At 64.9% G+C, this 23,639-nt stretch carries 25 protein-coding genes; 19 read left to right on the plus strand and 6 right to left on the minus strand.

Annotation, left to right across the window (positions count from 1 at the left end; genetic code table 11):
- The first annotated feature begins 308 nt into the window (after nucleotides 1–308).
- A complete protein-coding gene (locus RPS27_RS18050; RefSeq protein WP_212065874.1) occupies nucleotides 309–611 on the plus strand; it encodes a hypothetical protein in 303 nt (100 codons plus the stop codon).
- 358 nt (nucleotides 612–969) lie between these two features.
- The gene (locus RPS27_RS18055; protein WP_194405812.1) at nucleotides 970–1,197 is read left to right on the plus strand and encodes a hypothetical protein; all 228 of its coding nucleotides are present in this window, start codon (nucleotides 970–972) and stop codon (nucleotides 1,195–1,197) included.
- Nucleotides 1,198–1,239: 42 nt separating this feature from the next.
- Here the strand turns inward: RPS27_RS18055 and RPS27_RS18060 are convergent, their stop codons facing one another.
- The gene (locus RPS27_RS18060; protein ID WP_212065873.1) at nucleotides 1,240–2,148 is read right to left on the minus strand and encodes an AraC family transcriptional regulator; all 909 of its coding nucleotides are present in this window, start codon (nucleotides 2,146–2,148) and stop codon (nucleotides 1,240–1,242) included.
- A gap of 146 nt (nucleotides 2,149–2,294) precedes the next feature.
- On the opposite strand from RPS27_RS18060, the gene RPS27_RS18065 reads away from it, so the two are divergent.
- From RPS27_RS18065 to RPS27_RS18075, 3 genes are all read left to right on the plus strand, one after another.
- Nucleotides 2,295–2,705, plus strand: a complete 411-nt coding sequence (locus RPS27_RS18065; RefSeq protein ID WP_211418719.1) for a putative quinol monooxygenase — start codon at nucleotides 2,295–2,297, stop codon at nucleotides 2,703–2,705.
- 108 nt (nucleotides 2,706–2,813) lie between these two features.
- Nucleotides 2,814–3,497, plus strand: coding sequence for a response regulator transcription factor (locus RPS27_RS18070; RefSeq protein WP_194408158.1), 684 nt, complete (start codon nucleotides 2,814–2,816; stop codon nucleotides 3,495–3,497).
- Complete coding sequence (locus RPS27_RS18075; RefSeq protein ID WP_313754146.1) at nucleotides 3,494–5,452, plus strand: ATP-binding protein; 1,959 nt, start codon at nucleotides 3,494–3,496, stop codon at nucleotides 5,450–5,452. Before RPS27_RS18070 ends, RPS27_RS18075 begins: the two co-directional genes overlap by 4 nt.
- 133 nt (nucleotides 5,453–5,585) lie before the next feature.
- On the opposite strand, the gene RPS27_RS18080 is transcribed toward RPS27_RS18075, so the two are convergent.
- Entirely contained in the window at nucleotides 5,586–5,891 is a 306-nt protein-coding gene (locus RPS27_RS18080) for a hypothetical protein (RefSeq protein WP_212065872.1), read from the minus strand.
- A 235-nt stretch (nucleotides 5,892–6,126) separates the two neighbouring features.
- Between RPS27_RS18080 and RPS27_RS18085 the strand changes: the two genes are divergently transcribed.
- Nucleotides 6,127–6,351, plus strand: coding sequence for a hypothetical protein (locus RPS27_RS18085; protein WP_194405809.1), 225 nt, complete (start codon nucleotides 6,127–6,129; stop codon nucleotides 6,349–6,351).
- Nucleotides 6,352–6,417: 66 nt separating this feature from the next.
- Here RPS27_RS18085 and RPS27_RS18090 read toward each other — a convergent pair whose 3' ends face one another.
- Both RPS27_RS18090 and mddA read right to left on the minus strand, forming a co-directional pair.
- Nucleotides 6,418–6,840, minus strand: a complete 423-nt coding sequence (locus tag RPS27_RS18090) for a GFA family protein (protein WP_211418721.1) — start codon at nucleotides 6,838–6,840, stop codon at nucleotides 6,418–6,420.
- Nucleotides 6,841–7,052: 212 nt separating this feature from the next.
- Entirely contained in the window at nucleotides 7,053–7,853 is an 801-nt protein-coding gene (gene mddA, locus RPS27_RS18095) for a methanethiol S-methyltransferase (RefSeq protein WP_212065871.1), read from the minus strand.
- A gap of 135 nt (nucleotides 7,854–7,988) precedes the next feature.
- Here mddA and RPS27_RS18100 point away from each other — a divergent pair, with 135 nt between their 5' ends.
- Nucleotides 7,989–9,536 carry a winged helix-turn-helix domain-containing tetratricopeptide repeat protein gene (locus RPS27_RS18100; protein WP_313754147.1) on the plus strand — a complete coding sequence of 516 codons (1,548 nt, stop codon included), beginning with the start codon at nucleotides 7,989–7,991 and terminating at the stop codon, nucleotides 9,534–9,536.
- A 9-nt stretch (nucleotides 9,537–9,545) separates the two neighbouring features.
- Here the strand turns inward: RPS27_RS18100 and irr are convergent, their stop codons facing one another.
- Nucleotides 9,546–10,031, minus strand: a complete 486-nt coding sequence (gene irr / locus RPS27_RS18105) for a Fur family transcriptional regulator Irr (protein ID WP_249131572.1) — start codon at nucleotides 10,029–10,031, stop codon at nucleotides 9,546–9,548.
- A 180-nt stretch (nucleotides 10,032–10,211) separates the two neighbouring features.
- Here irr and RPS27_RS18110 point away from each other — a divergent pair, with 180 nt between their 5' ends.
- From RPS27_RS18110 to RPS27_RS18140, 7 genes are all read left to right on the plus strand, one after another.
- Nucleotides 10,212–10,523 carry a hypothetical protein gene (locus RPS27_RS18110; protein WP_212065869.1) on the plus strand — a complete coding sequence of 104 codons (312 nt, stop codon included), beginning with the start codon at nucleotides 10,212–10,214 and terminating at the stop codon, nucleotides 10,521–10,523.
- 296 nt (nucleotides 10,524–10,819) lie between these two features.
- Entirely contained in the window at nucleotides 10,820–12,382 is a 1,563-nt protein-coding gene (locus RPS27_RS18115; protein ID WP_212065868.1) for an ABC transporter substrate-binding protein, read from the plus strand.
- Between the two features lie 208 nt (nucleotides 12,383–12,590).
- Nucleotides 12,591–13,562 (plus strand): ABC transporter permease, encoded by a 972-nt coding sequence (locus RPS27_RS18120; RefSeq protein ID WP_194405799.1) that lies wholly within the window; start codon nucleotides 12,591–12,593, stop codon nucleotides 13,560–13,562.
- Nucleotides 13,559–14,398 carry an ABC transporter permease gene (locus RPS27_RS18125; RefSeq protein ID WP_194405798.1) on the plus strand — a complete coding sequence of 280 codons (840 nt, stop codon included), beginning with the start codon at nucleotides 13,559–13,561 and terminating at the stop codon, nucleotides 14,396–14,398. The genes RPS27_RS18120 and RPS27_RS18125 overlap by 4 nt, the downstream gene beginning before the upstream one ends.
- Nucleotides 14,399–16,021, plus strand: a complete 1,623-nt coding sequence (locus RPS27_RS18130) for an ABC transporter ATP-binding protein (RefSeq protein ID WP_211418730.1) — start codon at nucleotides 14,399–14,401, stop codon at nucleotides 16,019–16,021.
- Between the two features lie 365 nt (nucleotides 16,022–16,386).
- Nucleotides 16,387–16,560 carry a hypothetical protein gene (locus tag RPS27_RS18135; protein WP_194405796.1) on the plus strand — a complete coding sequence of 58 codons (174 nt, stop codon included), beginning with the start codon at nucleotides 16,387–16,389 and terminating at the stop codon, nucleotides 16,558–16,560.
- Nucleotides 16,557–16,766, plus strand: coding sequence for a hypothetical protein (locus tag RPS27_RS18140; protein WP_194405795.1), 210 nt, complete (start codon nucleotides 16,557–16,559; stop codon nucleotides 16,764–16,766). Before RPS27_RS18135 ends, RPS27_RS18140 begins: the two co-directional genes overlap by 4 nt.
- Nucleotides 16,767–16,816: 50 nt before the next feature.
- Here the strand turns inward: RPS27_RS18140 and RPS27_RS18145 are convergent, their stop codons facing one another.
- Nucleotides 16,817–17,101, minus strand: a complete 285-nt coding sequence (locus tag RPS27_RS18145; protein WP_212065867.1) for a hypothetical protein — start codon at nucleotides 17,099–17,101, stop codon at nucleotides 16,817–16,819.
- Between the two features lie 182 nt (nucleotides 17,102–17,283).
- Between RPS27_RS18145 and RPS27_RS18150 the strand changes: the two genes are divergently transcribed.
- The 5 genes from RPS27_RS18150 (at nucleotide 17,284) to hemA (ending at nucleotide 23,619) form a co-directional block, all read left to right on the plus strand.
- The gene (locus tag RPS27_RS18150; protein ID WP_194405791.1) at nucleotides 17,284–17,604 is read left to right on the plus strand and encodes a hypothetical protein; all 321 of its coding nucleotides are present in this window, start codon (nucleotides 17,284–17,286) and stop codon (nucleotides 17,602–17,604) included.
- 224 nt (nucleotides 17,605–17,828) lie between these two features.
- On the plus strand, nucleotides 17,829–18,554 hold the full coding sequence (locus tag RPS27_RS18155) for an outer membrane protein (protein ID WP_194405790.1): 726 nt from the start codon (nucleotides 17,829–17,831) through the stop codon (nucleotides 18,552–18,554).
- 165 nt (nucleotides 18,555–18,719) lie between these two features.
- Nucleotides 18,720–20,873, plus strand: coding sequence for a methyl-accepting chemotaxis protein (locus RPS27_RS18160; RefSeq protein WP_211418733.1), 2,154 nt, complete (start codon nucleotides 18,720–18,722; stop codon nucleotides 20,871–20,873).
- A gap of 141 nt (nucleotides 20,874–21,014) precedes the next feature.
- Nucleotides 21,015–22,088, plus strand: a complete 1,074-nt coding sequence (locus tag RPS27_RS18165) for an MBL fold metallo-hydrolase (protein ID WP_211418734.1) — start codon at nucleotides 21,015–21,017, stop codon at nucleotides 22,086–22,088.
- A 301-nt stretch (nucleotides 22,089–22,389) separates the two neighbouring features.
- A complete protein-coding gene (hemA, locus tag RPS27_RS18170; RefSeq protein ID WP_211418735.1) occupies nucleotides 22,390–23,619 on the plus strand; it encodes a 5-aminolevulinate synthase in 1,230 nt (409 codons plus the stop codon).
- The last annotated feature ends 20 nt before the right edge of the window (nucleotides 23,620–23,639 follow it).

The following is a 23,639-nucleotide window of genomic DNA, read 5'->3' on the forward strand; positions in this document are numbered from 1 at the left end:
GCTGGCTTATTTTTTGCCAGCGAGTACCGCGCGTCTCAGCTTGCTGGTATTTCTGCTGGTATCGGCAGCAATCCGTGACTAAAATCGCCATAAATTCGGATAGTTAAGGAAATAGGTGACTGCCGGCCAGGGGCACCACGCTTCGCCCTTCGGGCTACGCGTGGCGCAGCCACGCTGGAGGTGAAGGGCGAAGCGTGTCCGGCGTAGCCTCTTGGCGAAGACGGACTGTCTCGACACAGCTCCCCTTCCCATCGTCACATCCCACCTGTATAAACCGGTAGCTTCTTCCGTTACTCGAAGGAGCTCATATGAACGACCTGCACGCGTGGCTTTTGCAACAGCACCACGGTTTGCGGACTTTTCAGACCTTCCAGCACAAGCTCGAGACGCTCGGCCGGCGCAATCCCGCGCAGCGCGGCCTGTGCCGCCTGCTCAGCGGCATCGTCGGCAGCTATGTCGAGGCCTTTGACGAGGCGCCGCTCCCGGTCGAGGTCGCCGACGGCGCCTATCGTCGCCTGCTGACGCTGGTCGAAAGCCTCGATCTGCACGGAGATGCCGCGCGGCGCCTCGCCGACATCAACCGCGTGGCGACCTGCGACTTGTGGCGCTGATCGGCAGAAGCAGCGGACGGGCCTGATCGCGAAACGCCCCTTGTCCATGGGCCAGGATGAACGCGACATTCGATATTTCCGAATTTCGGTCAGGCAGAATTTTTCGATCCTGCGACGGCGCGTTCGGGCTGGCCGCGCTCCGGCCGAGAACCATGTTCTTGGCCCGCGTGCCTCCACATCTTCATTGCGAGCGCAGCGAAGCAATCCAGGAATGCGTCGGCGGAGACAGTCTGGTTTGCTTCGCCGCAAGGGCTCCTCGCAATGACGAGGAGGAGAGATTACGCTCTTCCGAGGCTTCGACTTCGCCACGCCAATCCCTATATCCTGTAGCAACCGACCCGATGCCGCGGACAGTTTGATGGCCAGGACACGCACGACGGACGCCGACGACCTTCCCCGCTATTTCGTCTGGGTCCGGGGTCTCGAAGGCCCCGAGCCGCAGAAATGGAGGGCGATGGATTTCGGCATCGGAGACTGGAAGCGGCCGCTCGTGCTGGCCTATCTGGAGCTGCCGGAGGACGAACGGCGTCTGTCGCTATCTATGCTGGCGCGCCGCTATCCGCCGCCGCGGGTCGATCTGTCGTGAGCCGGCCGGGGTGTGAATCCACGGCTTCGCAAGATTGGGCGGTCAGCCCAATCGCGCCGCGACCGCCTCGCCAGCGTCGTCTTTTCTCCACTGGTCGGATGCGGCCTTCTTGTCCACGCTGGGCGGCTGCCCGTACATGCGGGTGTATTCGCGGCTGAACTGCGAGGGGCTGACGTAGCCCACCTTGAAGGCCACCTGGCTCAAGGTCTTCCCCTCCAAAATCAAGCGTCTCGCCTCGATCAACCTGAGATGTTTCTGAAACTGCAGCGGCGACAGCGACGTGATGGCACGAAAATGCTGGTAAAACGCCGAGCGGCTCATGCCAGCCGCCGCCGCCAGGCGCTCGACCTGCACGGGCCGGGCGTGGTCGGCACGTAGCATCGCCACGGCGCGTGCGATGCGTTGCGCGTGGCTGTCGGACAGACCCAGGTTGCGGATGGCGGCGCCCTGGCGGCCAAGCAGCAGCCAATAGTGAATTTCCCGGATCAGACCATCCTTCAGCGTCGCGAGTGGTTGTGGCCGATCCAACAGCAGCACCAGCCGACGAAAGGCATCGCGCAGCTCCTCGCTTGTCTCAGGCGCGGCTCGCGATGAATGGAATTCGGGTGCTCTCGTGATCAGATCCGTGATCACGGTGGGATCGAGGTCCAGCGCGATCGCCAGGTAGGGAACGGCGGGACTCGCCTTGCTGATTCGAGTCGCCTCCGGCCGGCTGCTCGTGACGATCATCGTCGACCCCGCAGCATAGGATGACACGCCCCTGCCCGTGGTCACTCGCTTGCAACCCTGCAGGACCAGGCACACCAATGGGTGCGCCAAGGTGTGCTCCAATTCGCTCGGTGCCGTGTGCCTGACCAGGTACAGGCCGTGGACAGGCGTGACGGTGACGCCCTCCGCTCGCTTGTGCTCTCCGGTGTAGCGCAGGATGGCCTGCTTCAGATCGTGCGACATGGCAACAATTCTGGCCATGACGACCCGCGAAGTAAAGCTGACCTGAAAGCCGACCTGGACGATTAGGCAAGGAATGCCGACGTTCCGGCACCTCTCGCGGCAGGCGATATCCTACAGAGGGCGCATCAACACTAGGAACCGCGCCCATGACCCAATTGCCCTCATCGCAGACCTCGACCGGCTCGCCCGCTCCCCACAAGGGCGTGCAGGTGCTGGGAGAGCAAGGCCCTGAAGGCCGCAAGGCGTTCTTCATTCAGATCGAAGCCCGCCCTGGCCAGGAGGAGGCCGTCGTGCAGATGTTGCGCGACATTCGCGCATGCGTCGAAGACGAACCCGCAACCGGACCATGGTTCGCCGTTCGCTTTTCACAGACGAGCTTTGGCATCTTCGAAGCGTTTCCCGATCTGGCGGGACGCCAGGCCCACGTGGAGGGCGGCGGCGGCGACATCTTTCGCGACGTGACGCGAATGAACGCCATCCTGGCCGAAGCGGCCAGCGTGCACCGTGTCGATGTCCTCCTGAGCAAGGATACGTTCTCTCATTTCGACCCGCGCTGACCCGGGGACCGTCGCTCCCGCCCCCATGATTATGGGTGTCACGGCATCCCCTCACCGGCTAAACTTGTCCTTGCGCCGCGGGGGACACGCGGGTGCGGGACCATGATCATGACTGAACAGGGCGAGACGGGTGAAATCATCACCATCCTCCTCGTCGAGGACGACGCACCGACCTGCTGGCGGCTCCAGGACGCGCTGGTCAAGGCCGGCTACGAGGTGCGCAGCGCCGGCACGCTCGGCGAAGCCCGTGCCGCGCTCGCCGGCGGCGCGCCCCGCGTGCTGCTGACCGATCTGCGGCTGCCCGACGGCCACGGCATCGAGCTGATCCGCGAGATGAGGCAGCGCTTCCCCGACACCGAGATCATGGTGATCTCGGCGCTCGGAGACGAGGAAAGCGTGATCTCCGCGATCACCGTCGGCGCCACCGGCTATCTGCTCAAGGACGCCTTCCCAACCGACATCGCCACCACCGTGCGCGATCTGGTCGCCGGCCATTCGCCGATCTCGGCCTCGATCGCCCGCTTCATCGTGCGCAGAACGCAAGGCGCCGCGCAGAACTCGGCAGAGCCGCCGCCCGGGCCCGTGCTCAACACCGCGAAGCTGACGCCGCGCGAGATCGACATCCTCTGGGGCATCGCAAAAGGCTTCAGCTATGCGGAAATCGCGAGCCATCTCGGCCTGTCCAAGCAGACCGTGCCCGGCCATATCAAGAACATCTACCGCAAGCTCGAGGTGCACACGCGCAGCGAAGCGGTGTTCGAGGCGGTGCAGCAGGGCCTGATCAAGCTGTGAGCGAGATCCCGGCCAAGGCAATTACAAAGGCAACTACCAAGGCAACGACGACGGCACCGACGCGACCGCGGCGCCAGCTGATCGCCTCGCGCCTCGTGCCCTATCTGCTGCTCCAGGTCCTGATCGTGATCGTCACCATCCTCGGGCTGCGGCTGCTGCAGCCGAGCGACCCTGACGATTTCGCGGTGAGCGATTTTTCGGCGCGCGAAGACGGCCTGACCCGCCCCGTGACGCTGCCGCATTTCACGTCGTCGCGCTACTCCCTGGCTGACCCGCCGTTCTACGCCGGCGCCTTCTCTTTCCGGCGCGACGATGCAGCCGCGGGCTGGTCGGTGTACCTGCCACGCTTCAGCAACGCGGTGGAGGTTGCCGTCAACGGCGTCGTCGTGCTCGACTCCCGGCGCGATGCCAATGCCAACCGGCCCGACCGCAACACGCCTGAGATCGCAGCCATCCCCGCCTCGCTGCTGCGCGATGGCAGCAACGAGATCACGGTGCGGCTGTTCGTGTGGGGACCGCTCAAGGGCTTTCTCGACACCGTCTATGTCGGGCCGGATGTCGCCTTGCGCCCGGCCTATGAGACGCGCACCCTGCTGTTCGTCACCCTGCCGGTGGTATTCTCGGCATGGCAGTCGATCCTGGCCGTCATCCTCGCGATCATGTGGCTGATGCGGCGCCGCGAGCCGGTTTATGGCGTGCTGGCGACCGCGATGGTGCTCGGCGTGGTGCAGGCGTTCGCGCCTCCGCCAGTGCCGCCGGCCGCCACGTCGCGGCTCGCCGCCGTGCTGCTGGCGTCCGCGCCGATCGAGAGCGCGCTGGTCGTGATGTTCGGCGTGCTGTTCTTCGGCTGGCGCTGGCCTCGCTACGGCACGCTGGTGTTCGTGCCGGGAATCGTGGTGTTCGTGGTCGGGCTGATCGGCGGCCCGCCGCTGCCGCGCATCCTGTTTCTGGTGCTCGGCATCCCAACGGTCGGGCTTTGCCTTTTCGTGATGGCTTGCGTCACCGCGACCGCCGTGGTGCGGCGGCAGGATGCGGCAAGCTTCATGATCGGGTGCGCCGTGACCATCGTGCTGGTCTGCTGGATCAAGGACATGCTCACGGTGTTCGAGATCGTGAGCAACGAACGCATCTTCGTCTCGCGCCTGTCCTATTCGGCGATGCTGGTCGCGATCGGCGCCGGGCTGACCTGGCGCTTCGCCCGCGCCTTGAACCAGGTCGACAGCTTTGCCGGCCAGCTCGTGACGCGCGTGCGGGAGGCCGAGGAGCGGCTGAAGGCGAGCTTTGCCCGCGAGGAGGAGCGCGCACGCGCCGCCGCCCTTGCCAACGAGCGTACACGCCTGATGCGCGACCTGCATGACGGCCTCGGCGGCCAGCTCGTCAGCATCGTCGCGCTCTCCGAGCGTGGCCATGAGGGCGCGACCATCACCGACGCTGCCCGTGCCGCGTTGAAGGATCTGCGTCTCGTCATCGATTCCATGGACGACATCGGCGGCGACCTGATGCTCGCCCTCGGCTCCTGGCGCGAACGCGCGAGCGCGCAATTGCGGCCGCACGACATCGCGCTGGACTGGCGCGTGGCGACGCCGCAGGGACTGCCGCTGCATCCGGAACTGCGGCCATGGCACGTCATCCAGATCGTACGCATCCTCGACGAGGCCGTGACCAATGCGGTCAAGCACGCGCAGGCTCGCCGCATCGCGGTCACCATCGACACGCTCGACGCAGGCCAGGGGCCGTACGGCGTAATCAGCGTGACCGACGACGGCCAGGGCTTTGCACCGAACGAAAATAACGAGGCCGGACGCAACGGCCAGACCGCGCGCGGCCTGCGCAACATGAGAAGCCGCGCCGCGCGCTGCGGTGCGGCGCTCGATCTGAGTTCGGATGCCTCCGGCACGCGCGTGCGGCTGCAATTGCCGCAGCGTTTCCCCGACAGCGACGCAGCAACGGTCTGAAAAGCCCCCTCCCCGAACGTGTGGGGCGCACGGAGAGAGGGGACGGGCCGGGTAAATACGCCTGCGGAGGACGGGGGGTGTTCATCCGCAGGCCCCGTTGGCCCGAAGCAATGCAATCAATCCAATGGAAATATCAGCGCCTGCCAACGCGGTTGACCGGGCCGCCGCGATTCATCGGCGTTCCCGCGCGGACACCGACACCGGGCGCGCCGACGCCGGGCGTTGCGACCGCCGCCGCGGCAACCGGCGCTCCCGGGGCGACCACCACCGCCGCCGTCGGCCGCACCACGCAACCCTTGGGCACGCCGACGGTCTTGCAATAGACCACCGCATGCGCCGGGCTCGTGCCCAGCAACACCATCCCCGCGCCCGCGAGCGCCGTGACCGTCAGTGCCAGGACCGTCAGCCTTGCGCTCAGCGCTCCAGCTCTCTTCGACATTCTTGCTCTCCTGCTTCCCGTTCGGCGTCCCGATGCAATCACCGGATTTCGCAGCCGAGGTGCAGCCTGAATGACAAAAGACGGGGCGCGGATACATGCCATGAAGATGGGGGTACCGCGGCCGCAAGGACCGGCCGGTGCCATGAACATGGCATGGACCGGCGCCCGGCCTTTGCGGGATCGTCCGGCCGCTTGATCCCAGGCGGGACCAACGACAATCCCAAAGAGGTGCTTTATGAAGATTTCGGTTCTTGCCGCGCTGCTGCTCGCCACTGCCGCCCTGCCCGCGTCCGCGCAATCCGGGCCATCGGTTCAGGAGCAAATGGCCTGCCGCGGCGATGCCAGCAAGTTCTGCGCCGAACATATCGGCAAGCCGCCGCAGATGAATGCCTGCCTGCGCGAGAACAAGTCGAAGCTCTCGGAGAGCTGCCGCAAGGTCGTCGAATCGCGCGGCGGCTAGGCCGTCGTCGTTCTGCCTTGAAGAATATGAGGGCGGCGCACCGCCGCCCTCACGATTCCGGCGCCGCTATTCCTGCATCATCTCGCCGCTGCCGCCGAACTCGGCCGGAAAATCCTTCAGCTTGGGCAGGCCGTCGCGCATCGGCAGCACGGTCTCGGCATAGTTGACGTGAACGCCGGGCGCGAAAGCGAGCGTCGGGATGGTGGCGGTGAAAACGTCGATGAGGCCGAGCGGCGGGTGGTTGGTCATGAGATGACCGCCGCACTTCTTGCAAAATTGGCGCTGGCTCAACGGAGTCTTGGCAAAGGTCTCGACATTCTCGGCACCTTCGCTGACGCGGACCGCCTCGGGCTTCCACAGGCTGAAGGCGTTGACCGGGCCACCCGACCACGACCGGCAGGAGCGGCAATGGCAATAGCCCATCGCCTCCGGGGCACCCGTGACCTCGATCGTCACGGCGCCACAAAAGCAGTTTCCGACATGTTTCATTGGGTCGTCTCCGTTTGATGAAGGGGAGAAATCCTCTCCCCGCCCCTGTTCCACGATAGCTCGGGAAGACGGGATGCGGGGAGAGGGTGTCGGGGTGAAGGGGGAGATCACCCCGGGGGACTTTGAGGGGACGGACGCGTGCGAGGCTTGCGTAACTCACACGACGCGACTGGACGTCCTCCGTTCGGGGGACGCGCGGCGCCGCGCTTGCGTTAGTGTGACCGGCGCCAGGGAATAAGCATCGCCACCCGTTGTTTGTACTGCCGGTACTCGTCGCCGAAGACCGCGACGAGGTCGTGCTCCTCCAGAGCAATGCCGACGAAGATGTAGAGCGTGGTGACGGCCGCGAACAGCAGATGGCCCGCGGTCATGGTCGGCGCCGCCCAGAACGCAATGATGAAACCGAGATAGATCGGATGGCGGACGAAATTGTAGAGCAGTGGCGTCTTGAAGCGCGGCGGCGGCGTCTCCTTGCCGATCAGGTGGTTGGTCACCTGATGCAATCCGAACAATTCGAAATGATTGATCAGGTAGGTGCTGGTGAACACCAGGACCCAACCCGCGAAGGACAGCGTGACCAGAGTCACGGCAAGATTCTGGTTCTCGACGTTCCATATGACCGCAGGCAACGGACGCCACTGCCAGAACAGGAGAAGCAATGACAGGCTCGCCAGCAGCACATAGGTGCTTCGCTCGACCGGCTTGGGGACGAACTGCGTCCACCACGCCTTGAATTGCTGCCGCGCCATCACGCTGTGCTGAACGGCGAAGATCGACATCAGGAGCAGGTTGATGATGACGGCCTCGGTCGTCGAACTCTGGGTTCCAGTGTCGATGGACTTGTCGATCGTCTTGGGCACCACCAGACCCGTGACGAAGCCGATGGCGTAGAGAATGGTGACGAAAAAAACGAGATACGCCGCAATTCCGTACAAAAAGGCGATGATTTTGAAACTACGCAAGCCCGCAACCCCCGGGCCAATCGAATGAACCTGATGATCGAGTTGGGTCATGAAACAGCTCCGTTGTGCCAGAACGCCGGCACTTCGTTGGTTGCTTCACCATGCACCCCGGACGGGCCTGGGGCTTTCGCGGACCATTGATTTTCGCCTGAGACGACTTTGATTTTTGCTTGAGATGATGAAGCCGTGCGATTTCGCTTTGAAAACAACGTGCTCGACGCCGACCTGCGGGAGCTCACCTGCGGCGGGGCGGCCGTGCCGTTGCAGCCACAAGTATTCGATCTCTTGCTCTATCTCGTCGCACAACGTGCGCGTGTCGTCAGCAAGGATGACCTGATCAGCCAGATCTGGAGCGACCGGATCATCTCCGATTCGGCGCTGAACAGCCGGATCAACGCCGCACGCAAGGCGATCAGCGACGACGGCGCGACACAGCGGCTGATCAAGACCATTCCGCGCAAGGGCTTTCGCTTCGTCGGCGAAGTCCGGGAAGAAGCGGCAGCCTCGATCGTGCCGGCTGAAGCCAAGCTCGCTCTGCCGCGCGCGGCGGATCGCCCGGCGGTCGCGGTGCTCGCCTTCGAGAACATGAGCGGCGATCCCGCACAGGATTATTTCGGCGACGGCATCAGCGAGGACATCCTCACCGCGCTGTCGAAGCAGCGCTGGTTCATGGTGATCGCGCGCAACTCGTCCTTCACCTACAAGGGACGCGCAGTCCACATCCGGCAGATCGCGGAGGAGCTCGGCGTCCGCTACGTGGTCGAAGGCAGCGTGCGCAAGGTGGGCAGCCGTGTCCGCATCACCGCGCAGCTCAACGATGCCAATTCGGGCAGCCATCTGTGGGCCGAGCGCTATGACCGCGAGCTGGTCGACGTCTTCGCCGTCCAGGACGAGATCACAAACGCGATTGCCGCGGCGATCGAGCCGCAGATTCACGCGGCCGAGAGTTTTCGCGCCCACTGCAAGGGGCCCGCGAGCCTGGACGCGTGGGATCTCCTGATGCGGGCGCTGTCGCATTTTTGGAAGGTGACGAGGTGCGATCACGAGGCCGCGCGGACGCTGCTCGAACGCGCGATCGCGATCGATCCGAACTACGGGCAGGCGCTGTCGCTGCTGGCGGCCAATGACATGTTCGGAGCGCATCTCGGCTGGTCCGAGCTCACAGCGGTGGCCCCAGTGGCGGAAGCCGCCGCACTGGCCGCGGTGCGCTGCGACCATGAGGATGCCTGGGCGCATGTCGCGCTCGGCAGCGTCTATTTCTCGACGCGCAGGCTTACGGACGCGCTGTCCGAATTCGAGCGGGCGCTCGCGCTCAATCCGAACTTCTCGCTGGCCCAAGGCTATTACGCGCTGGCGCTGTCCTATGCCGGACGGCCGAGGGAGGCGTTCGAGGCCGCGCAGAGGGCGATCCGGCTGTCGCCGCGCGATCCCTCGCTGGCGATTTATCAGGGCGTCGCCGGCTATGCGCGCTTCACCGAACGCCATTACGACGAGGCCATCGCGCTCGCGCGCGAGGCGATCCGCCATCGCGGCGATCTCACCGGCGCCTACCGCGTGCTCGCGGTCTCGGCCGGCATGACGGGCGACGGCATGCTCGCGGAGACGGCGCTGGGCGAGCTGCGCCGCGCCCAGCCGGGCATCTCGCTGCACTGGATCGCGACGCAGCTGCCCTGGGCCAACGACGCCGATCGCGCGCACTATCTCGAAGGATTCAGGCGCGCCGGGTTGCGGTGAAGTGTGGCGCTACGTCCGCTTGCGGCGCAGATGGACGATGACGTCGAGCCGGGCGATCTCGTGGCCGGGAAGCGCCTCGGGCATCCCAGTGAAGGCGAGGCCTTCGGCAACGTCGACCAGCATGTCCTCGCCTTCGAGATAAAAGTGCGGATGCACCGAGGTGTCGGTATCGAAGAACGACTTGAAGCCGTCGGCGGCGATCCGGCGGAGCAGGCCGGCCTCGGTGAACTGGTTCAGCGTGTTGTAGACGGTCGCCAGCGACAGATAGGCGTTCGCCGCCATCGCCTCTTCATAGAGGCTCTCGGCGGTGACATGACGATGGCCGTTCAGGAACAGCAATTGGCCGAGCGCGAGACGCTGGCGCGTCGGGCGCAGGCCGGCATTGCCGAGCAATTGCAGGCAGTGCTGCACGCCCGCATCCGGCGGTGGCTCGAGGCCGGCGACATCAGGTCCGTTGTCGTCAACCGCCGGGATATTCGTGGCCTGCATGTCCATCGATCGTCTCACCGGCTCGAGGGAACGCGACGCGGAGTGCCGGGCCCCGCCAGTTGCCATTGGATCGCAAAAGCGGCGGCCTCACTTTGATCCGGATCAAATCCGCATGCCGCCTCTGACCTATCGCAAGGCGGCCCGTTCTATTCCCGGCCAGAATCGACCGGTATCAACGAGGCTCACATGTCCAGACCGGTTCCCGACAAGGCAGAGGTCGCGCTCGAATATCCCGACAAATTCTATGTCGGCACTTTCGAGCATTCGTCGCGGTTCGAGGCGCGGCTCGACGGCAGCGGCGTTGCGCTGGTGCTGCAGCATCCGGGAGCAGCCGACGAACGCAAATCGGTGCACCTGCACATCAATTTCGGCCTGCTCGCCGGCATCCTGCGTGAGCTCGCCGGAAGCGTGGCCGGCATCCCCAAGGACGACATCGCGCACCGCGAGCAGCTCGCAGAGGCGCTCGACGAATTGCGACGGGCGCTTGGCGCAAAATGACAGTCTGACGCTTTTGGTCGCAGGCGCGGACTTGTGCACCGCCTCGGCATGCTCTCGACACGACCGAGCGCCCCGATCGCTCGGAGCGGGCCCATCTGCCGTGCGATTGCACGGCGAAGAAACAGGACGCGCTGTACATTTTTTGTGCTGATACTGTCGCGACTTTCATCTTGCGGCGCTGAACGAGACTATGTGAGCCTCGCTATCGGATGGGGACTGGGATGGGCTGGCCACAGCTTTGCGCGCGAGGACGTTGCGAAGCGTTTTCGGCTGGCCGCGCTTGAGAAAGATACGACATGCCGAAACGAGTGTTGCTTGGTCTCCTCCTGGCTTGCGGCCTTGCGGCCCCGGCATTTGAGCCAGTTCTTGCGCAAGAGCCGAAAACGGGGGGAACGGTCAATGCCGTGATCCAGCCCGAGCCGCCCGGCCTCATGCTGGCACTGGTGCAGAACGGCCCGACCCAGATGGTGTCGGGCAACATCTTCGAGGGGCTGCTGCGCTACAGCCCCAAGCTCGAACCCCAGCCGGAGCTCGCCGAGAGCTGGAGCGTCAGCGAGGACGCCAAGACCTACACCTTCAAGCTCAGGAAGGGCGTGACCTGGCACGACGGCAAGCCTTTCACCGCTGCGGACGTCTTGTTCTCCATCGAGATGCTGAAGCAGACCCATGCGCGCGCCCGCAACAACCTCGCCCAGGTCGACAAGGTCGAAGCACCCGACGATTACACCGTGGTGTTCACGCTGAAGCAGCCGTTCGGCCCGTTCCTCGGCATCTTCGAGGTCGGCTCGATGCCGATGGTGCCGAAGCATCTCTATGAAGGCACCGACTGGAAGACCAATCCCTACAACAACGCCCCTGTGGGCACCGGCCCCTTCATGTTCAAGGAATGGCAGAAGGGCTCGTTCATCCGCCTGGCGAAAAACCCGAACTATTACGAGAAGGGCAAGCCCTATCTCGACGAGATCTACTGGCAGATCATTCCCGACGCCGCGGCGCGCTCGGTGGCGTATGAAACCGGCAAGGTCGACGTGCTGCCCGGCGGCTCGGTCGAGAATTTCGACGTACCGCGGCTGTCCAAGCTGAAGGACACCTGCGTCACCGGCGCCGGCTGGGAGTTCTTCTCGCCGCTGGCCTGGCTGTGGCTCAACAACCGCCAGGGTCCGCTCGCCGACAAGCGGGTGCGGCAGGCGATCATGTACGCGATCGACCGCGACTTCGCCAGGGACGTGATCTGGAACGGGCTCGGCAAGGTCGCGACCGGGCCGTCCGCCTCGACCATCAAATATTACACCGACGACGTGAAGAAATATCCGTACGACCCGGCCAAGGCCAAGGCGCTGCTGAAGGAAGCCGGCTACAAGGGCGAGAAGATCCGTCTGTTGCCGCTCGCCTATGGCGAGACCTGGCAGCGCTGGGGTGAAGCCGTGAAGCAGAACCTCCAGGACGTCGGCATGGCCATCGAGACCATCGCCACCGACGTTGCCGGCGGCAACCAGAAGATCGGCGATTGGGACTACGACATCGCCTTCACCTATCTCTACCAGTACGGCGATCCCGCGCTCGGGGTGGGACGCAACTACGTCTCCAGCGCCATCGCCAAGGGTCAGGTGTTCAACAACGTCGAGGGCTACTCGAACCCGGAGATCGACAAGCTGTTCGCCGACGGCGCGGTCGCCACACCGGACTCCAAGCGCAAGGAGATCTACAAGCAGGCGCAGAAGATCCTGGTCGAGGACGTGCCGGTGGCCTGGATGCTCGAGCTGCAATTTCCGACCATCACGCGCTGCAAGGTCAAGAACCTGATCACCACGGGGATCGGGGTCAATGACGGCTTCAAGGACGCATGGCTCGACAAGTGAGGGCCTCTTCCTTCAGCTCTCCCCGCTCGCGGGGAGAGGTCGAATGTGCGCATGGCGCACATTCGGGTGAGGGGGAGTCCGCGCGAATCCAACTGCTGATACGCTCGCGGAGAGTCCCCCTCCCCCCGACCCTCTCCCCGCAAGAGCGGGGCGAGGGAGCGCACCGTCTCCGTGGCTAAAGGTCACCTTACCAAGATGACTGTCTAAAATGCTCTCCTTCATCTCCCAACGGATCGTGAAGGGCGTGATCGTCCTGCTCGCGATCGTCGTCCTCAACTTCTTCCTGATCCGGCTTGCGCCCGGCGATCCTGCGGTGGTGATGGCGGGCGAGGCCGGCGCCAGCGATCAGGTCTTCGTCCAGCAGCTCCGGGAAAAGTTCGGCCTCGACAAGCCGCTGCCGGAGCAGCTCTTCATCTACGTCAAGGGCGTGGTCACCCTCGACCTCGGCTTCTCCTTCCGCCAGCAGGCACCGGTCGCCAAGCTGATCGGCGAACGGCTGCCGGCAACGCTGCTGCTGACGCTGACCGCGTTCGCGATCTCGCTGATGCTCGGCATTCTCTTCGGCACCTTCGCCGCGCGCTTCGCCGGGACCTTTCTCGACACCGCCATCACGGTCTTTGCGCTGATCTTCTACGCCATGCCGCTGTTCTGGGTGGCGTTGATGGGCATTTTGCTGTTCTCGGTCACCATGGATTGGCTGCCGAGCTTCGGCTACGAGACGGTCGGCGCCAACCTTACCGGCCTTTCCCACGTCGTCGACGTCGCAAAGCACCTGATCATGCCGGCGATGACGCTCGGCCTGTTTTTCATGGCGACCTACACCCGCATGACGCGCGCCTCGATGCTGGAGGTGAAGCGGCTCGACTTCGTCAAGACCGCGCGCGCAAAGGGCCTCTCCGACGCCGTGATCCAGCGCCGCCACGTGCTGCGCAACGCGCTGCTGCCGGTCGTGACTCTGGCCGGCGTGCATTCCGGCACACTGATCGGCGGCGCCGTCATCACCGAGACCGTGTTCGCCTGGCCCGGCATCGGACGGCTGATGTACGACGCGCTCTTGCAGCGCGACTACAATCTGCTGCTCGGCGTCTTCGTGATCTGCTCCGCCATGGTGCTGATCTTCAATCTCATCACCGACCTCGTCTATCGCCTGGTCGATCCGCGCATCGAATTCGCCTCATGAAACAGTTCTGGACATCGATGCTCAAGAGCCCGAGCGGCGTCATCGGGCTCATTATCCTGCTGCTTGCCATCTCGGTCGCGGTATTCGGACCGATGCTGTTCCCGAACTCGCCCTGGCGCATGGTGCAGCGGCCGTTCCTGCCACCGTTCACACTGTCGACCGTGCCGCTCGGCACCGACGCGCTCGGCCGCGACGTGTTCGCCGGCATGATCTTCGGCGCCCGCGTCTCGCTCCTGGTCGGCCTCGTCTCGACACTGGTCGCACTTGTCGTCGGCATCCCCATTGGCGCCATGGCCGGCTATTTCGGCGGCAGGGTCGACGATGCCCTGATGCGCTTCACGGAATTCTTCCAGACCATCCCGAGCTTCGCGCTCGCGATCGTTCTGGTCGCGATCCTGCAGCCCTCGATCTATTCGATCGTGACGTCGATCGCGCTGGTGAGCTGGCCGCCGGTCGCCCGCCTCGTGCGCGGCGAGGTGCTGTCGCTGCGCACGCGCGAATACGTCCAGGCCGCAATCGTCACTGGGCAAAGCAACAGCTGGATCATCCTGCGCGAGATCCTGCCCAACGCGCTGTCGCCGGTGATCGTGCTGGCCTCGCTGATGGTGGCGACCGCGATCCTGCTGGAATCCTCGCTGTCCTTCCTCGGCCTCGGCGATCCCAATCTGATCTCCTGGGGCTACATGGTCGGCGCCGGCCGCACCGTGATCCGCCAGGCCTGGTGGATCACGGTGTTTCCAGGCGTCGCCATCCTGATCTCCGTGCTCGGGCTGAACCTGATCGGCGAAGGCCTCAACGACGCGCTCAATCCGCGCCTGTCGCGGGAGGGCCGCTAGATGACGACCGCCCCGCCCGCCGTCTCCATCAAGAACCTCAGGATCGCGCTGCCCAAGGGTGCCGAACGTCCCTTCGCCGTCGACGGCGTCTCGCTGGACTTGCATCCCGGCAAGATCGTTTGCGTCGTCGGCGAGTCCGGCTCCGGCAAGTCGATGTGCGCCCATGCGCTGATGGGCCTGTTGCCCGATACGGTGGCTGTCGCCTCCGGCGAGATCCCGTTCGAAGGCCGCGACCTGCTCAAGCTCGATGACGACGGCTGGCGCGATCTGCGCGGCCGCCGGCTCGCGATGATTTTTCAGGAGCCGATGACCGCGCTCAATCCGTTGATGCGGATCGGCGACCAGATGGCGGAGATGTTCGAGGCGCACGGCCTGTTGACGCCGAAGGAGCGGCGCGCCAAGGCGCTGGCGCTGGCACGGGAGGTCGGCCTGCCCGACCCTGAAAGGATCGTGCGCGCCTATCCGCACCAGCTCTCCGGCGGCCAGCGCCAGCGCGCCATGATCGCGATGGCGCTCGCGCTCGAGCCCGCGGTGCTGGTTGCGGACGAGCCGACCACCGCGCTCGACGTCACCACGCAGGCGCAGATCCTCAAGCTGATCCGCAACCTCCAGCGTAACCGCAACATGGCGGTGATGTTCATCACCCATGATTTTGGCGTGGTCGCCGACATCGCCGACCAGGTCGTGGTGCTCCGCCACGGCAAAGTGGTGGAGGAAGGCCCGGCCGCGACCGTGTTCAGCGAGCCGCAGCACGACTACACCAAGGCGCTGCTCGCAGCTGTCCCCTCGATGGATCCGCCGGCGCGCAGCCCCCTCGACAACCAGGCCAGGGCGGTCGAGGTGATCGGGCTGGACAAAACCTATGTGACATCGGGCGGCTGGTTTCGCGAGGACCGCCGCGTCGATGCCGCGCGCGCGGTCAATTTCAGCATCCTCAAGGGCGAGACGCTCGGCCTTGTCGGCGAATCCGGCTCCGGGAAATCATCGGTGGCACGCCTCGTGATGCGGCTGATCGAGGCCGACCGCGGCACGGTGCGGATCGGCGAGACCGATCTCACCTCGCTCGCTGGCAAGGCGTTGCGCGCCGAGCGCCATCGCATCCAGATGATCTTCCAGGATCCGTTCGCCTCGCTCAATCCGCGCCGCAAGATCGGTCACATCATCGCCGCCGGCCCGATCGCGGCCGGTGTCGATCCGAAGGTCGCCTTCGATCGTGCCCGTGATCTCCTCAAGATGGTCGGCCTCGATGCCGGTTCACTCGAACGCTATCCGCACGAATTCTCCGGCGGCCAGCGCCAGCGGATCGGCATTGCGCGCGCGCTGGCGCTCGAGCCGGAGATCATCGTCGCGGACGAAGCCGTCTCCGCGCTCGACGTCTCCGTGCAGGCGCAGGTCTTGCGGCTGCTCGAAGACCTCAAGGCACGCCTCGGCCTCTCGATGCTGTTCATCACCCACGACTTGCGCGTCGCCGCGCAAATCTGCGATCGGATCGCGGTGATGCAGCGCGGCGCTATTGTCGAATTGAAGCCGACGGCACAGCTCTTTGCCGCGCCGGAGCACGCCTATACGCGCGAGCTGCTGGCCGCCGTGCCGGGACGAAAGGAGCGCGCGCCGGCGGCGTGAGCCGGCGCCCGCGTCGATCACCGAACTTCGCGATGGTTCCAAAAACTTGGATGCCCCAAGACGTGAAACATATTCGGTTCAGCGGCATTTGCTTTCCGGAATGATCCTTGCTGATGACGGCATGGAGTAAAGCTGACACCAGCGTTCGTCGCCCGGCTCCGCGCCTTGCAACGAATATGAAGTGGTGAGCGGCTTCTCAACTCGACACACGAGGGCGTCGGATAAGTTGAGACGTCCGGGTGCGCTCACGCGTTTTTTATAGTGACGTGATCGGTCACCCCGTTTCAAGAGCGGGGTGGCGGTCATAAGTCATGATGGAATGATCCACGTCATCTGATGACTGATGCCAATGATACGGAGCCAACATGGGCGAAATCATTCGATTTGTCTCGAAGTCCGAGCGCGAGCGGATGCGTCTCATCCAGGAAGCGCGCGCCATCTACGACAGCATCTTTCCTTCGGCTGATCCCTCCGGCGAAGGTCAGGATAAGACGCCGCTTGGCCGGGCGTTCGTCGGCGACGGGAGCACCCGGTCGTGATCAAGATCATCGCGGTGCTTTGCAGTCTCGCCTCTCCGACCAATTGTCACGAGCAGATCGTCACCACCTCGGATTTCGCCGAGGTCTCGGTGCAGTCCTGCCTGATGGGCGCGCCGCAGCTCGCCGACTGGATGAGCCAGCATCCGGCCGAGCGACTGGCAGCCTGGCGCTGCGTGATCGGAAACCAGGCTCGCAGGGGAATCTAACTATCGCGCCTTATATCGCGCCTTGCCGGCACACACTGGCCGGCATCGCCCTAGCGGGTGGTGTTGCTCCAGGTCGGAACGGAATTGGTCACGCCGACCGAGGGCCAATTGTATGATCCGACCGAGGGCGCCGTGACCGTGCCAACTGACGGCCCCGACGAGCCATAGGACGCCCTCGGCTGCGCCGCCGGCGATGCCGCGCCGCCATAGTTCGGGGCAACCACGCCGGCGCTGGAATGTCGGCTCGATCGCTGCTTCTTCGCCTCAGCCGTGAAGGGCGTGAGGAGCAGTCCGGCAGAGATGAGTGCGGCGATGGTGAATCTGATGCCTGTCATGGCTGATCCCTTCCGAATCTGGCGCCCTTGTCGCCATGTGTTCATTCGGCGGGCGATGTCCAGAGGCGCCCGTTCATAACTCCGTGCGCGGACGAAGGTGCCGCAGCGCGAACGGCCCGCCTTCGGATGGACCCGAATCAGCGCTAGTGCATTGCCTCATCGACTTCGCGCATTGAGGCGACATGACTGGTCCCGAACTGAAGCAGCTCCGTGTCGACCTCTCCGATGCCCTCGAGCGACAGCTCACCGCGGCCGACATGGCAAAGCTCTGCGGATTGCCGGAGAAGGGCGGCGCCGACACCATCCGGCGCTGGGAAGTCAGCGGCCCCTCGCCATCCGCGACCAAGGTGCTGCGCGTGCTCGCGATGGCGAGCGAGCGCTATCCGATCCTCGAGAAGTTCGACATCTTCGATCGCCATGACGTGCGCGAGGAAGACCGTCCCGCAAAGCGCGCGGCGTTCCGCGCGCAGATGCGGGATGAGGCGCGCCGGCGTCTTGGTTAACGAAGGACGCACGCAGCTTATCGGAACGCTGTGAATTTAAGCCTTCCTTCAGCATTTCTTAAGCTGGCATTAAGCACGAAAACCAACTGCAGCCCAATAAGTTAGGTTGGGCCTCGCTGTGCCATGCATGTGACAGCATTTTCGTCAAAAGCGAGCTATCTGCAAAACCAACGCGGCGCGGAAAGCGCGCCTGCCGGGGACATTGAGTGCTGGAGTTCAAGACGATGAAGAAGATTCTGTTTGCGACGGTTGCGCTGCTCGTGGTGGGCGTGGCTGCACCGGCCGTCGGTGCCGATCTCGGCAACCGCAACTATTACAAGGCGCCCGCGCCGGCCTATGCCGCGCCGATCTACAACTGGACCGGTTTCTACATCGGTGGCCATGTCGGCGGCGCGTTCTCCAGCGACAACAATTTCAACGGCCTCTCCACCGGCAACAACGGCAACGGCCGTTTCCTCGGCGGCGTGCAGGTCGGCGGGGACTGGCAGTTCCATCCGAACTTCCTGGTCGGCGTCGAGGGCCAGTATTCCTGGCTCTCCGGCAGCGTCGGCGCGGTGTTTCCGGGCGGAATCGCCTACACCAACGACCAGCGCGGTCTCGGCTCGATCACCGGCCGCGTCGGCTACACCTGGGGTCCCGGCCTCGTCTACGTGAAGGGCGGTTACGCCTATTCCGACAACAACGAGAAGGTGACCGTCGGCGGCGTGCCGACCGCCTTCGTCATCACGGGCGATCACCGCAACGGCTACACCGTCGGTGCCGGCCTCGAATACATGTTCGCCCCGAACTGGTCGGCCAAGGCCGAGTACCAGTACTACAATTTCGGCGACGCGAGCTTCACCGGCGGTCCGCTGGTGGGCACCGGCAAGTTCACCACCGACGACCACACCATCAAGGCGGGCGTCAACTACCGCTTCAATTGGGCCAGCACTGGCGGCGCGCGCTACTGATCGGTTACCGCAACTTTACCATGACACAGGGCCGGCGATCTCGCCGGCCCTTCTTTTTTCGCTCTGCGGAACGCGCACAACCGTTTGCGGAGATTGCGATTTTTTAACCGGCCGCGCCGATACTGCCGGCCACAAAGAGAAGCAAGAATGCTGGGGGAATTTTCGATGGCTATCCGTCTGGGCGTTGGCCGTTTGCTTGGCCGATTCAAGCCGCGATTCAAAATGCCGACATGGGGCGTGCGCGGCAGCCTGTTTACCGCCTTCGCGGTGATCGCGGGCATGGGCCTCGTGATCGCAGCCGGCGCTGGCCTTGCGCTGCAGAATCTTGGAACTCGCATGACGGAGCTGAGCGGACGGGACATTCCGCGCCTTGCCGCCAGCCTGCAATTGTCGGCGCTGAGCGCGAGCCTCGCGGCCCAGGGACCGGCGCTGCTCGCGGCGCAAAGCGAGGACGCGCTCAACGAGCGTACCAAGAAGCTCAAGGAGCTGCAGGAGCAGACGCAGCAGAAGCTCACCGAGATCATCCAGCTCGGCGGCGACAAGACCGTCGTGTCCGGCCTCAGCGAGACGATGAAGAGCATCAACGAGGCGGCGCAGAGCCTGGCCAAGGCCGCCCGCGAACGGCTGGACATCGCCGCCCTGCATGACAAGCAATATGACGCGCTGCGCACCGCGCAGGGCGCCTTCGTCGGCGCGGCCAGCCCGGCAATGCTCGACGCTCAGACCCGGGTCAACGCCATTCTCGGTTCGGCCGACCTGTCCGCCGCGGATGCTTCCGACGCCGCGCAGACCGTCGGTCAGCTCGGCAACGTCGTCGCCAGCGGCAATCTCGCTGCCGCCAACATGAGCGCGGCGCTGTCGGCCAACACCAGCGACAAGCTCGACGACATCCAGAAGGAATTCAAGACGGCCCAGGGCCGCCTGCGATCCAACCTCGATCTGTTGCCGGACAATCAGGGCAACAAGATGCTGCGCGACACCGCGGAGAAGCTGCTGGCGCTCGGCACCGGCAAGACCGGCGTGTTCAATCTGCGCGAGAAGGAGCTCGACGCCGCCGATTACGGCCAGACCATCCTGGACGAGACCCGCAAGCTCAATGTCGGCCTCGGCATCAGCGTGCAGCAGCTCGTCGACGGCGTGCAGAAGGAGACCAACGCCTCGACCTCTCAGGCGCAGCAGGAGACCTCGCTCGCGACGACCGTGATGCTGGCGCTCGGCGCCTTGATGCTGGTCGGCTCGGCGCTGTTCGTCTGGCTCTATGTCGGCCGCAACATCCTGCGCCGCATCCGCGAGCTTCAGCGTGCCATGCAGCTGCTGTCGGCCGGCGACCTCGACACCGAGATCGTGCGTTCCCGCCAGAACGACGAGATCGGCGTGATGAAGGAAACGCTGACCGTGTTCCGTGACAGCATGATCGAAGCCCGGGCGCTCGCCGGCGAGCAGGAAAAGGACCGTATCGCCAAGGCCGAGCGTGCCGCGCGCATGGAAGCGAAGATCGCCGAGTTCGAGAACACGGTACGCTCCGCGCTCGACAATCTGGCGCAGTCGGCCAATTCGATGCAGTCGACCGCACAGAGCATGTCGACCACCGCCGACCAGTCCAACGCGCTGGTCAACGCGGTCGCCTCCGCCGCCGAGGAGACCTCGGTCAATGTGCAGACCGTGTCGTCGGGCACCGAGCAGCTGTCGTCCTCGATCGAGGAGATCAGCAAGCAGGTCGTGACCTCGGCCGCGATCGCCAAGAAGGCGGTCGACGAAGCCGGCGCGACCGACGCCACGGTGCAGAGCCTCGCCGACAGCGCGAGCCGCATCAGCGTCGTGGTCGATCTGATCCAGACCATCGCCTCCCAGACCAATCTGCTCGCGCTCAACGCCACCATCGAGGCGGCGCGCGCGGGCGAGGCCGGCCGCGGCTTCGCGGTGGTTGCCTCCGAGGTGAAGAGCCTCGCGAGCCAGACCGCCAAGGCGACGGAGGAAATCCGCAGCCAGATCGCCAGCATGCAGAACATCACGACGTCGGCGGTCGGCGCCATCCAGGGCATCGGCCGGATCATCGGTGAGATCGACAACGTGACCACGACGATCGCGGCCGCCGTGGAGGAGCAGGGCGCGGCCACGCGCGAGATCGCCCGCAACATCCAGCATGCGGCCGGCGGCACCAGCGAGGTCTCCAGCAACATCGTCGGCGTCTCCACCGCCTCGGCCGAGGCCGGCGCCGCGGCGAACGAGGTGCTGGGCGCCTCCGATGCGCTGCGCCGCGAGGCCGACATGCTGCGCGGAGAGATCGACGCGTTCCTCAACAACATGCGGGCGGCGTAAGCCGCCGGCATTTCCGTAGCCCGGATGGCGCTGCGCTCCGTCCGGGCTACGGAAAAATGCTCCGGTATGACCGCCATGCGGAGACCACGGCCCGCCCTTTTTCGGCTGGCGCGGCGCTCGCGGCGGGTTTAAGCCGGTAGCATGAACGCAAAAACCGACATTGCGCAGTCCTCGGCACAGTCCTCGGCCGAGGCCCTGCGCTATCCCTGGGACCAGCACCCCGGCCACGACGAGATCGTCGAGGTCCGGCCCGGCGTGTTGTGGGCGCGGCTCAAGCTGCCGTTCCGCCTCAACCACGTGAACATCTACCTGCTCGCCGACGGCGACGGCTATGCGATGATCGACGCCGGCTTCGGCAACGAGGAGACCATCGAGGCCTGGACCAAGCTGTTCGAGGGGCCGCTGAAGGGCGTCACCATCACGCGCCTGATCGTCACCCACTCGCATCCCGATCATGTCGGCCTCGCCGGCTGGATCGTCGAGCGGTTCAACTGCCCGCTGGTGATGTCACAGGTCGAATATCTGCAATCGGTCTATCACCAGAACCGCGGCACCGAGGAGCGGCGCGAGGCGCAGCGGCTGTTCTTCCGCCGCCACGGGATGGACGAGTCGCTCACCGAAAAGTTGCTGGGCCGCGGCCAGGATTATCTCAAGCGCGTCTCGGTGCTGCCGCCCTCCTACCGCCGCATCTCCCATGGCGAGGACGTCGTGATCGGCACGCGCCGCTTCAGGGTGATCACCGGCGGCGGCCACGCGCTCGACCAGGTGATGCTGTATTGCGCCGACGACAAGCTGTTCCTCTCCGCCGACCAGGTGTTGAGCAAGATCTCGCCCAATGTCAGCGTCTGGGCGGTCGAGCCCGACCAGAACTCGCTCGGCGAATACCTGGCCTCGCTCGCCAGCCTCACCACGACGCTGCCCTATGACGTGCTGGTGCTGCCCGGCCACGGCGTGCCGTTCTACGGATTGAAGACCCGCATCAAGCAGCTCGCCGACCACCATGAGGAGCGCTGCCGCCTGATCGCGGAAGCCTGCCGCGAAGTGCCGCAGACTTCGCGCGCCCTGGTACCCGTGGTGTTCAACAAGCACGTGCTCGACGAACACCAGATGGGCTTTGCCGCCGGCGAGCTCGTCGCCCACGTCAATTACATGATCGTCGAGGGCCGGCTGACGGCCGAGACGAAGGACGGCGTGCTGCAATTCCGGACGACGTGAGCACTGTCTTCACCGCGCCCCGCTTGCGGGCGCGACCGGCTCGGCCGTCATGGACGGAGCGCGGTCCATGGACAAAATGTCCAAGCCGGACGCAACGGTCCCGTACTGTCCCGGGAGCCCTGGTCCGCGCCGGCGGGCGACTGTTAGGCGTTTGATCCACATCAACTATCGCCCGCCAGACGGCGCTATCAATATACCCGCGCGCCTCGCACCAAATGTGTGCTGGCGCATAGACATGAGAGCTGGATAAGCTCTAAAAACGAGTGGCCGCCGTGGCCGGGTTCCGTTGCAGGTTTTGCCGATGGATTACAATCAGTTCTTCGATTCCGCTCTCGATCGTCTCCACGCCGAGCGGCGTTACCGCGTGTTCGCAGACCTCGAGCGCACGGCCGGCCGATTCCCGCACGCGGTCTGGCACTCGCCCAAGGGCAAGCGCGACGTCGTGATCTGGTGCTCCAACGACTATCTTGGCATGGGCCAGCACCCCAAGGTGGTCGGTGCCATGGTCGAGACCGCGACGCGCGTCGGCACCGGTGCCGGCGGCACCCGCAACATCGCCGGCACGCATCATCCGCTGGTCCAGCTCGAGGCCGAGCTCGCCGATCTCCACGGCAAGGAAGCCGCGCTGCTGTTCACCTCGGGCTATGTCTCGAACCAGACCGGCATCCCGACCATCGCAAAGCTCATTCCGAACTGTCTCATCCTCTCGGACGAGCTCAACCACAATTCCATGATCGAGGGCATCCGCCAGTCGGGCTGCGAGCGGGTCGTGTTCCGCCACAACGATCTGGCGCATCTTGAGGAGCTGCTGAAGGCGGCCGATCCGAACCGGCCGAAGCTGATCGTCTGCGAGAGCCTCTATTCCATGGACGGCGACGTCGCCCCGCTCGCCAAGATCTGCGATCTCGCCGAGAAGTACAATGCGATGACCTATGTCGACGAGGTCCACGCGGTCGGCATGTACGGCCCGCGCGGCGGCGGCATCGCCGAGCGTGACGGCGTCATGCACCGCATCGACGTTCTCGAAGGCACCCTCGCCAAGGCGTTCGGCTGCCTCGGCGGCTACATCGCCGCCAACGGCCAGATCATCGATGCCGTGCGCTCCTATGCGCCGGGCTTCATCTTCACCACCGCGCTGCCGCCGGCGATCTGCTCGGCCGCGACCGCCGCGATCAAGCATCTGAAGACCTCGAACTGGGAGCGCGAGCGCCACCAGGACCGCGCCGCCCGCGTCAAGGCGATCCTCAACGCCGCCGGCCTGCCGGTGATGTCGAGCGACACCCACATCGTGCCGCTGTTCGTCGGCGATCCCGAGAAGTGCAAGCAGGCGTCCGACCTGCTGCTCGAGGAGCACGGCATCTACATCCAGCCGATCAACTATCCGACCGTTGCTAAGGGCAGCGAGCGGCTGCGCATCACGCCCTCGCCCTATCACGACGACGGCCTGATCGATCAGCTCGCCGAGGCCCTGCTGCAGGTGTGGGACCGTCTCGGCCTGCCGCTGCGCGCGAAATCTCTGGCGGCGGAGTAGGCTCTTTCTTACCCTCCCCT

The organism is Bradyrhizobium sp. WYCCWR 12699 (genome assembly GCF_032144035.1).
Lineage (GTDB): Bacteria > Pseudomonadota > Alphaproteobacteria > Rhizobiales > Xanthobacteraceae > Bradyrhizobium.

Excerpts from the sequence above, each read along its gene's own strand:
- RPS27_RS18050 (WP_212065874.1), top strand. The coding sequence starts at position 309 with ATGAACGACCTGCACGCGTGGCTTTTGCAACAGCACCACGGTTTGCGG.
- RPS27_RS18055 (WP_194405812.1), top strand. The coding sequence starts at position 970 with ATGGCCAGGACACGCACGACGGACGCCGACGACCTTCCCCGCTATTTC.
- RPS27_RS18060 (WP_212065873.1), bottom strand. The coding sequence starts at position 2,148 with ATGTCGCACGATCTGAAGCAGGCCATCCTGCGCTACACCGGAGAGCAC.
- RPS27_RS18065 (WP_211418719.1), top strand. The coding sequence starts at position 2,295 with ATGACCCAATTGCCCTCATCGCAGACCTCGACCGGCTCGCCCGCTCCC.
- RPS27_RS18070 (WP_194408158.1), top strand. The coding sequence starts at position 2,814 with ATGACTGAACAGGGCGAGACGGGTGAAATCATCACCATCCTCCTCGTC.
- RPS27_RS18080 (WP_212065872.1), bottom strand. The coding sequence starts at position 5,891 with ATGTCGAAGAGAGCTGGAGCGCTGAGCGCAAGGCTGACGGTCCTGGCA.
- RPS27_RS18085 (WP_194405809.1), top strand. The coding sequence starts at position 6,127 with ATGAAGATTTCGGTTCTTGCCGCGCTGCTGCTCGCCACTGCCGCCCTG.
- RPS27_RS18090 (WP_211418721.1), bottom strand. The coding sequence starts at position 6,840 with ATGAAACATGTCGGAAACTGCTTTTGTGGCGCCGTGACGATCGAGGTC.
- mddA (WP_212065871.1), bottom strand. The coding sequence starts at position 7,853 with ATGACCCAACTCGATCATCAGGTTCATTCGATTGGCCCGGGGGTTGCG.
- irr (WP_249131572.1), bottom strand. The coding sequence starts at position 10,031 with ATGGACATGCAGGCCACGAATATCCCGGCGGTTGACGACAACGGACCT.
- RPS27_RS18110 (WP_212065869.1), top strand. The coding sequence starts at position 10,212 with ATGTCCAGACCGGTTCCCGACAAGGCAGAGGTCGCGCTCGAATATCCC.
- RPS27_RS18115 (WP_212065868.1), top strand. The coding sequence starts at position 10,820 with ATGCCGAAACGAGTGTTGCTTGGTCTCCTCCTGGCTTGCGGCCTTGCG.
- RPS27_RS18120 (WP_194405799.1), top strand. The coding sequence starts at position 12,591 with ATGCTCTCCTTCATCTCCCAACGGATCGTGAAGGGCGTGATCGTCCTG.
- RPS27_RS18125 (WP_194405798.1), top strand. The coding sequence starts at position 13,559 with ATGAAACAGTTCTGGACATCGATGCTCAAGAGCCCGAGCGGCGTCATC.
- RPS27_RS18130 (WP_211418730.1), top strand. The coding sequence starts at position 14,399 with ATGACGACCGCCCCGCCCGCCGTCTCCATCAAGAACCTCAGGATCGCG.
- RPS27_RS18135 (WP_194405796.1), top strand. The coding sequence starts at position 16,387 with ATGGGCGAAATCATTCGATTTGTCTCGAAGTCCGAGCGCGAGCGGATG.
- RPS27_RS18145 (WP_212065867.1), bottom strand. The coding sequence starts at position 17,101 with ATGACAGGCATCAGATTCACCATCGCCGCACTCATCTCTGCCGGACTG.
- RPS27_RS18150 (WP_194405791.1), top strand. The coding sequence starts at position 17,284 with ATGACTGGTCCCGAACTGAAGCAGCTCCGTGTCGACCTCTCCGATGCC.
- RPS27_RS18155 (WP_194405790.1), top strand. The coding sequence starts at position 17,829 with ATGAAGAAGATTCTGTTTGCGACGGTTGCGCTGCTCGTGGTGGGCGTG.
- RPS27_RS18160 (WP_211418733.1), top strand. The coding sequence starts at position 18,720 with ATGGCTATCCGTCTGGGCGTTGGCCGTTTGCTTGGCCGATTCAAGCCG.
- RPS27_RS18165 (WP_211418734.1), top strand. The coding sequence starts at position 21,015 with ATGAACGCAAAAACCGACATTGCGCAGTCCTCGGCACAGTCCTCGGCC.
- hemA (WP_211418735.1), top strand. The coding sequence starts at position 22,390 with ATGGATTACAATCAGTTCTTCGATTCCGCTCTCGATCGTCTCCACGCC.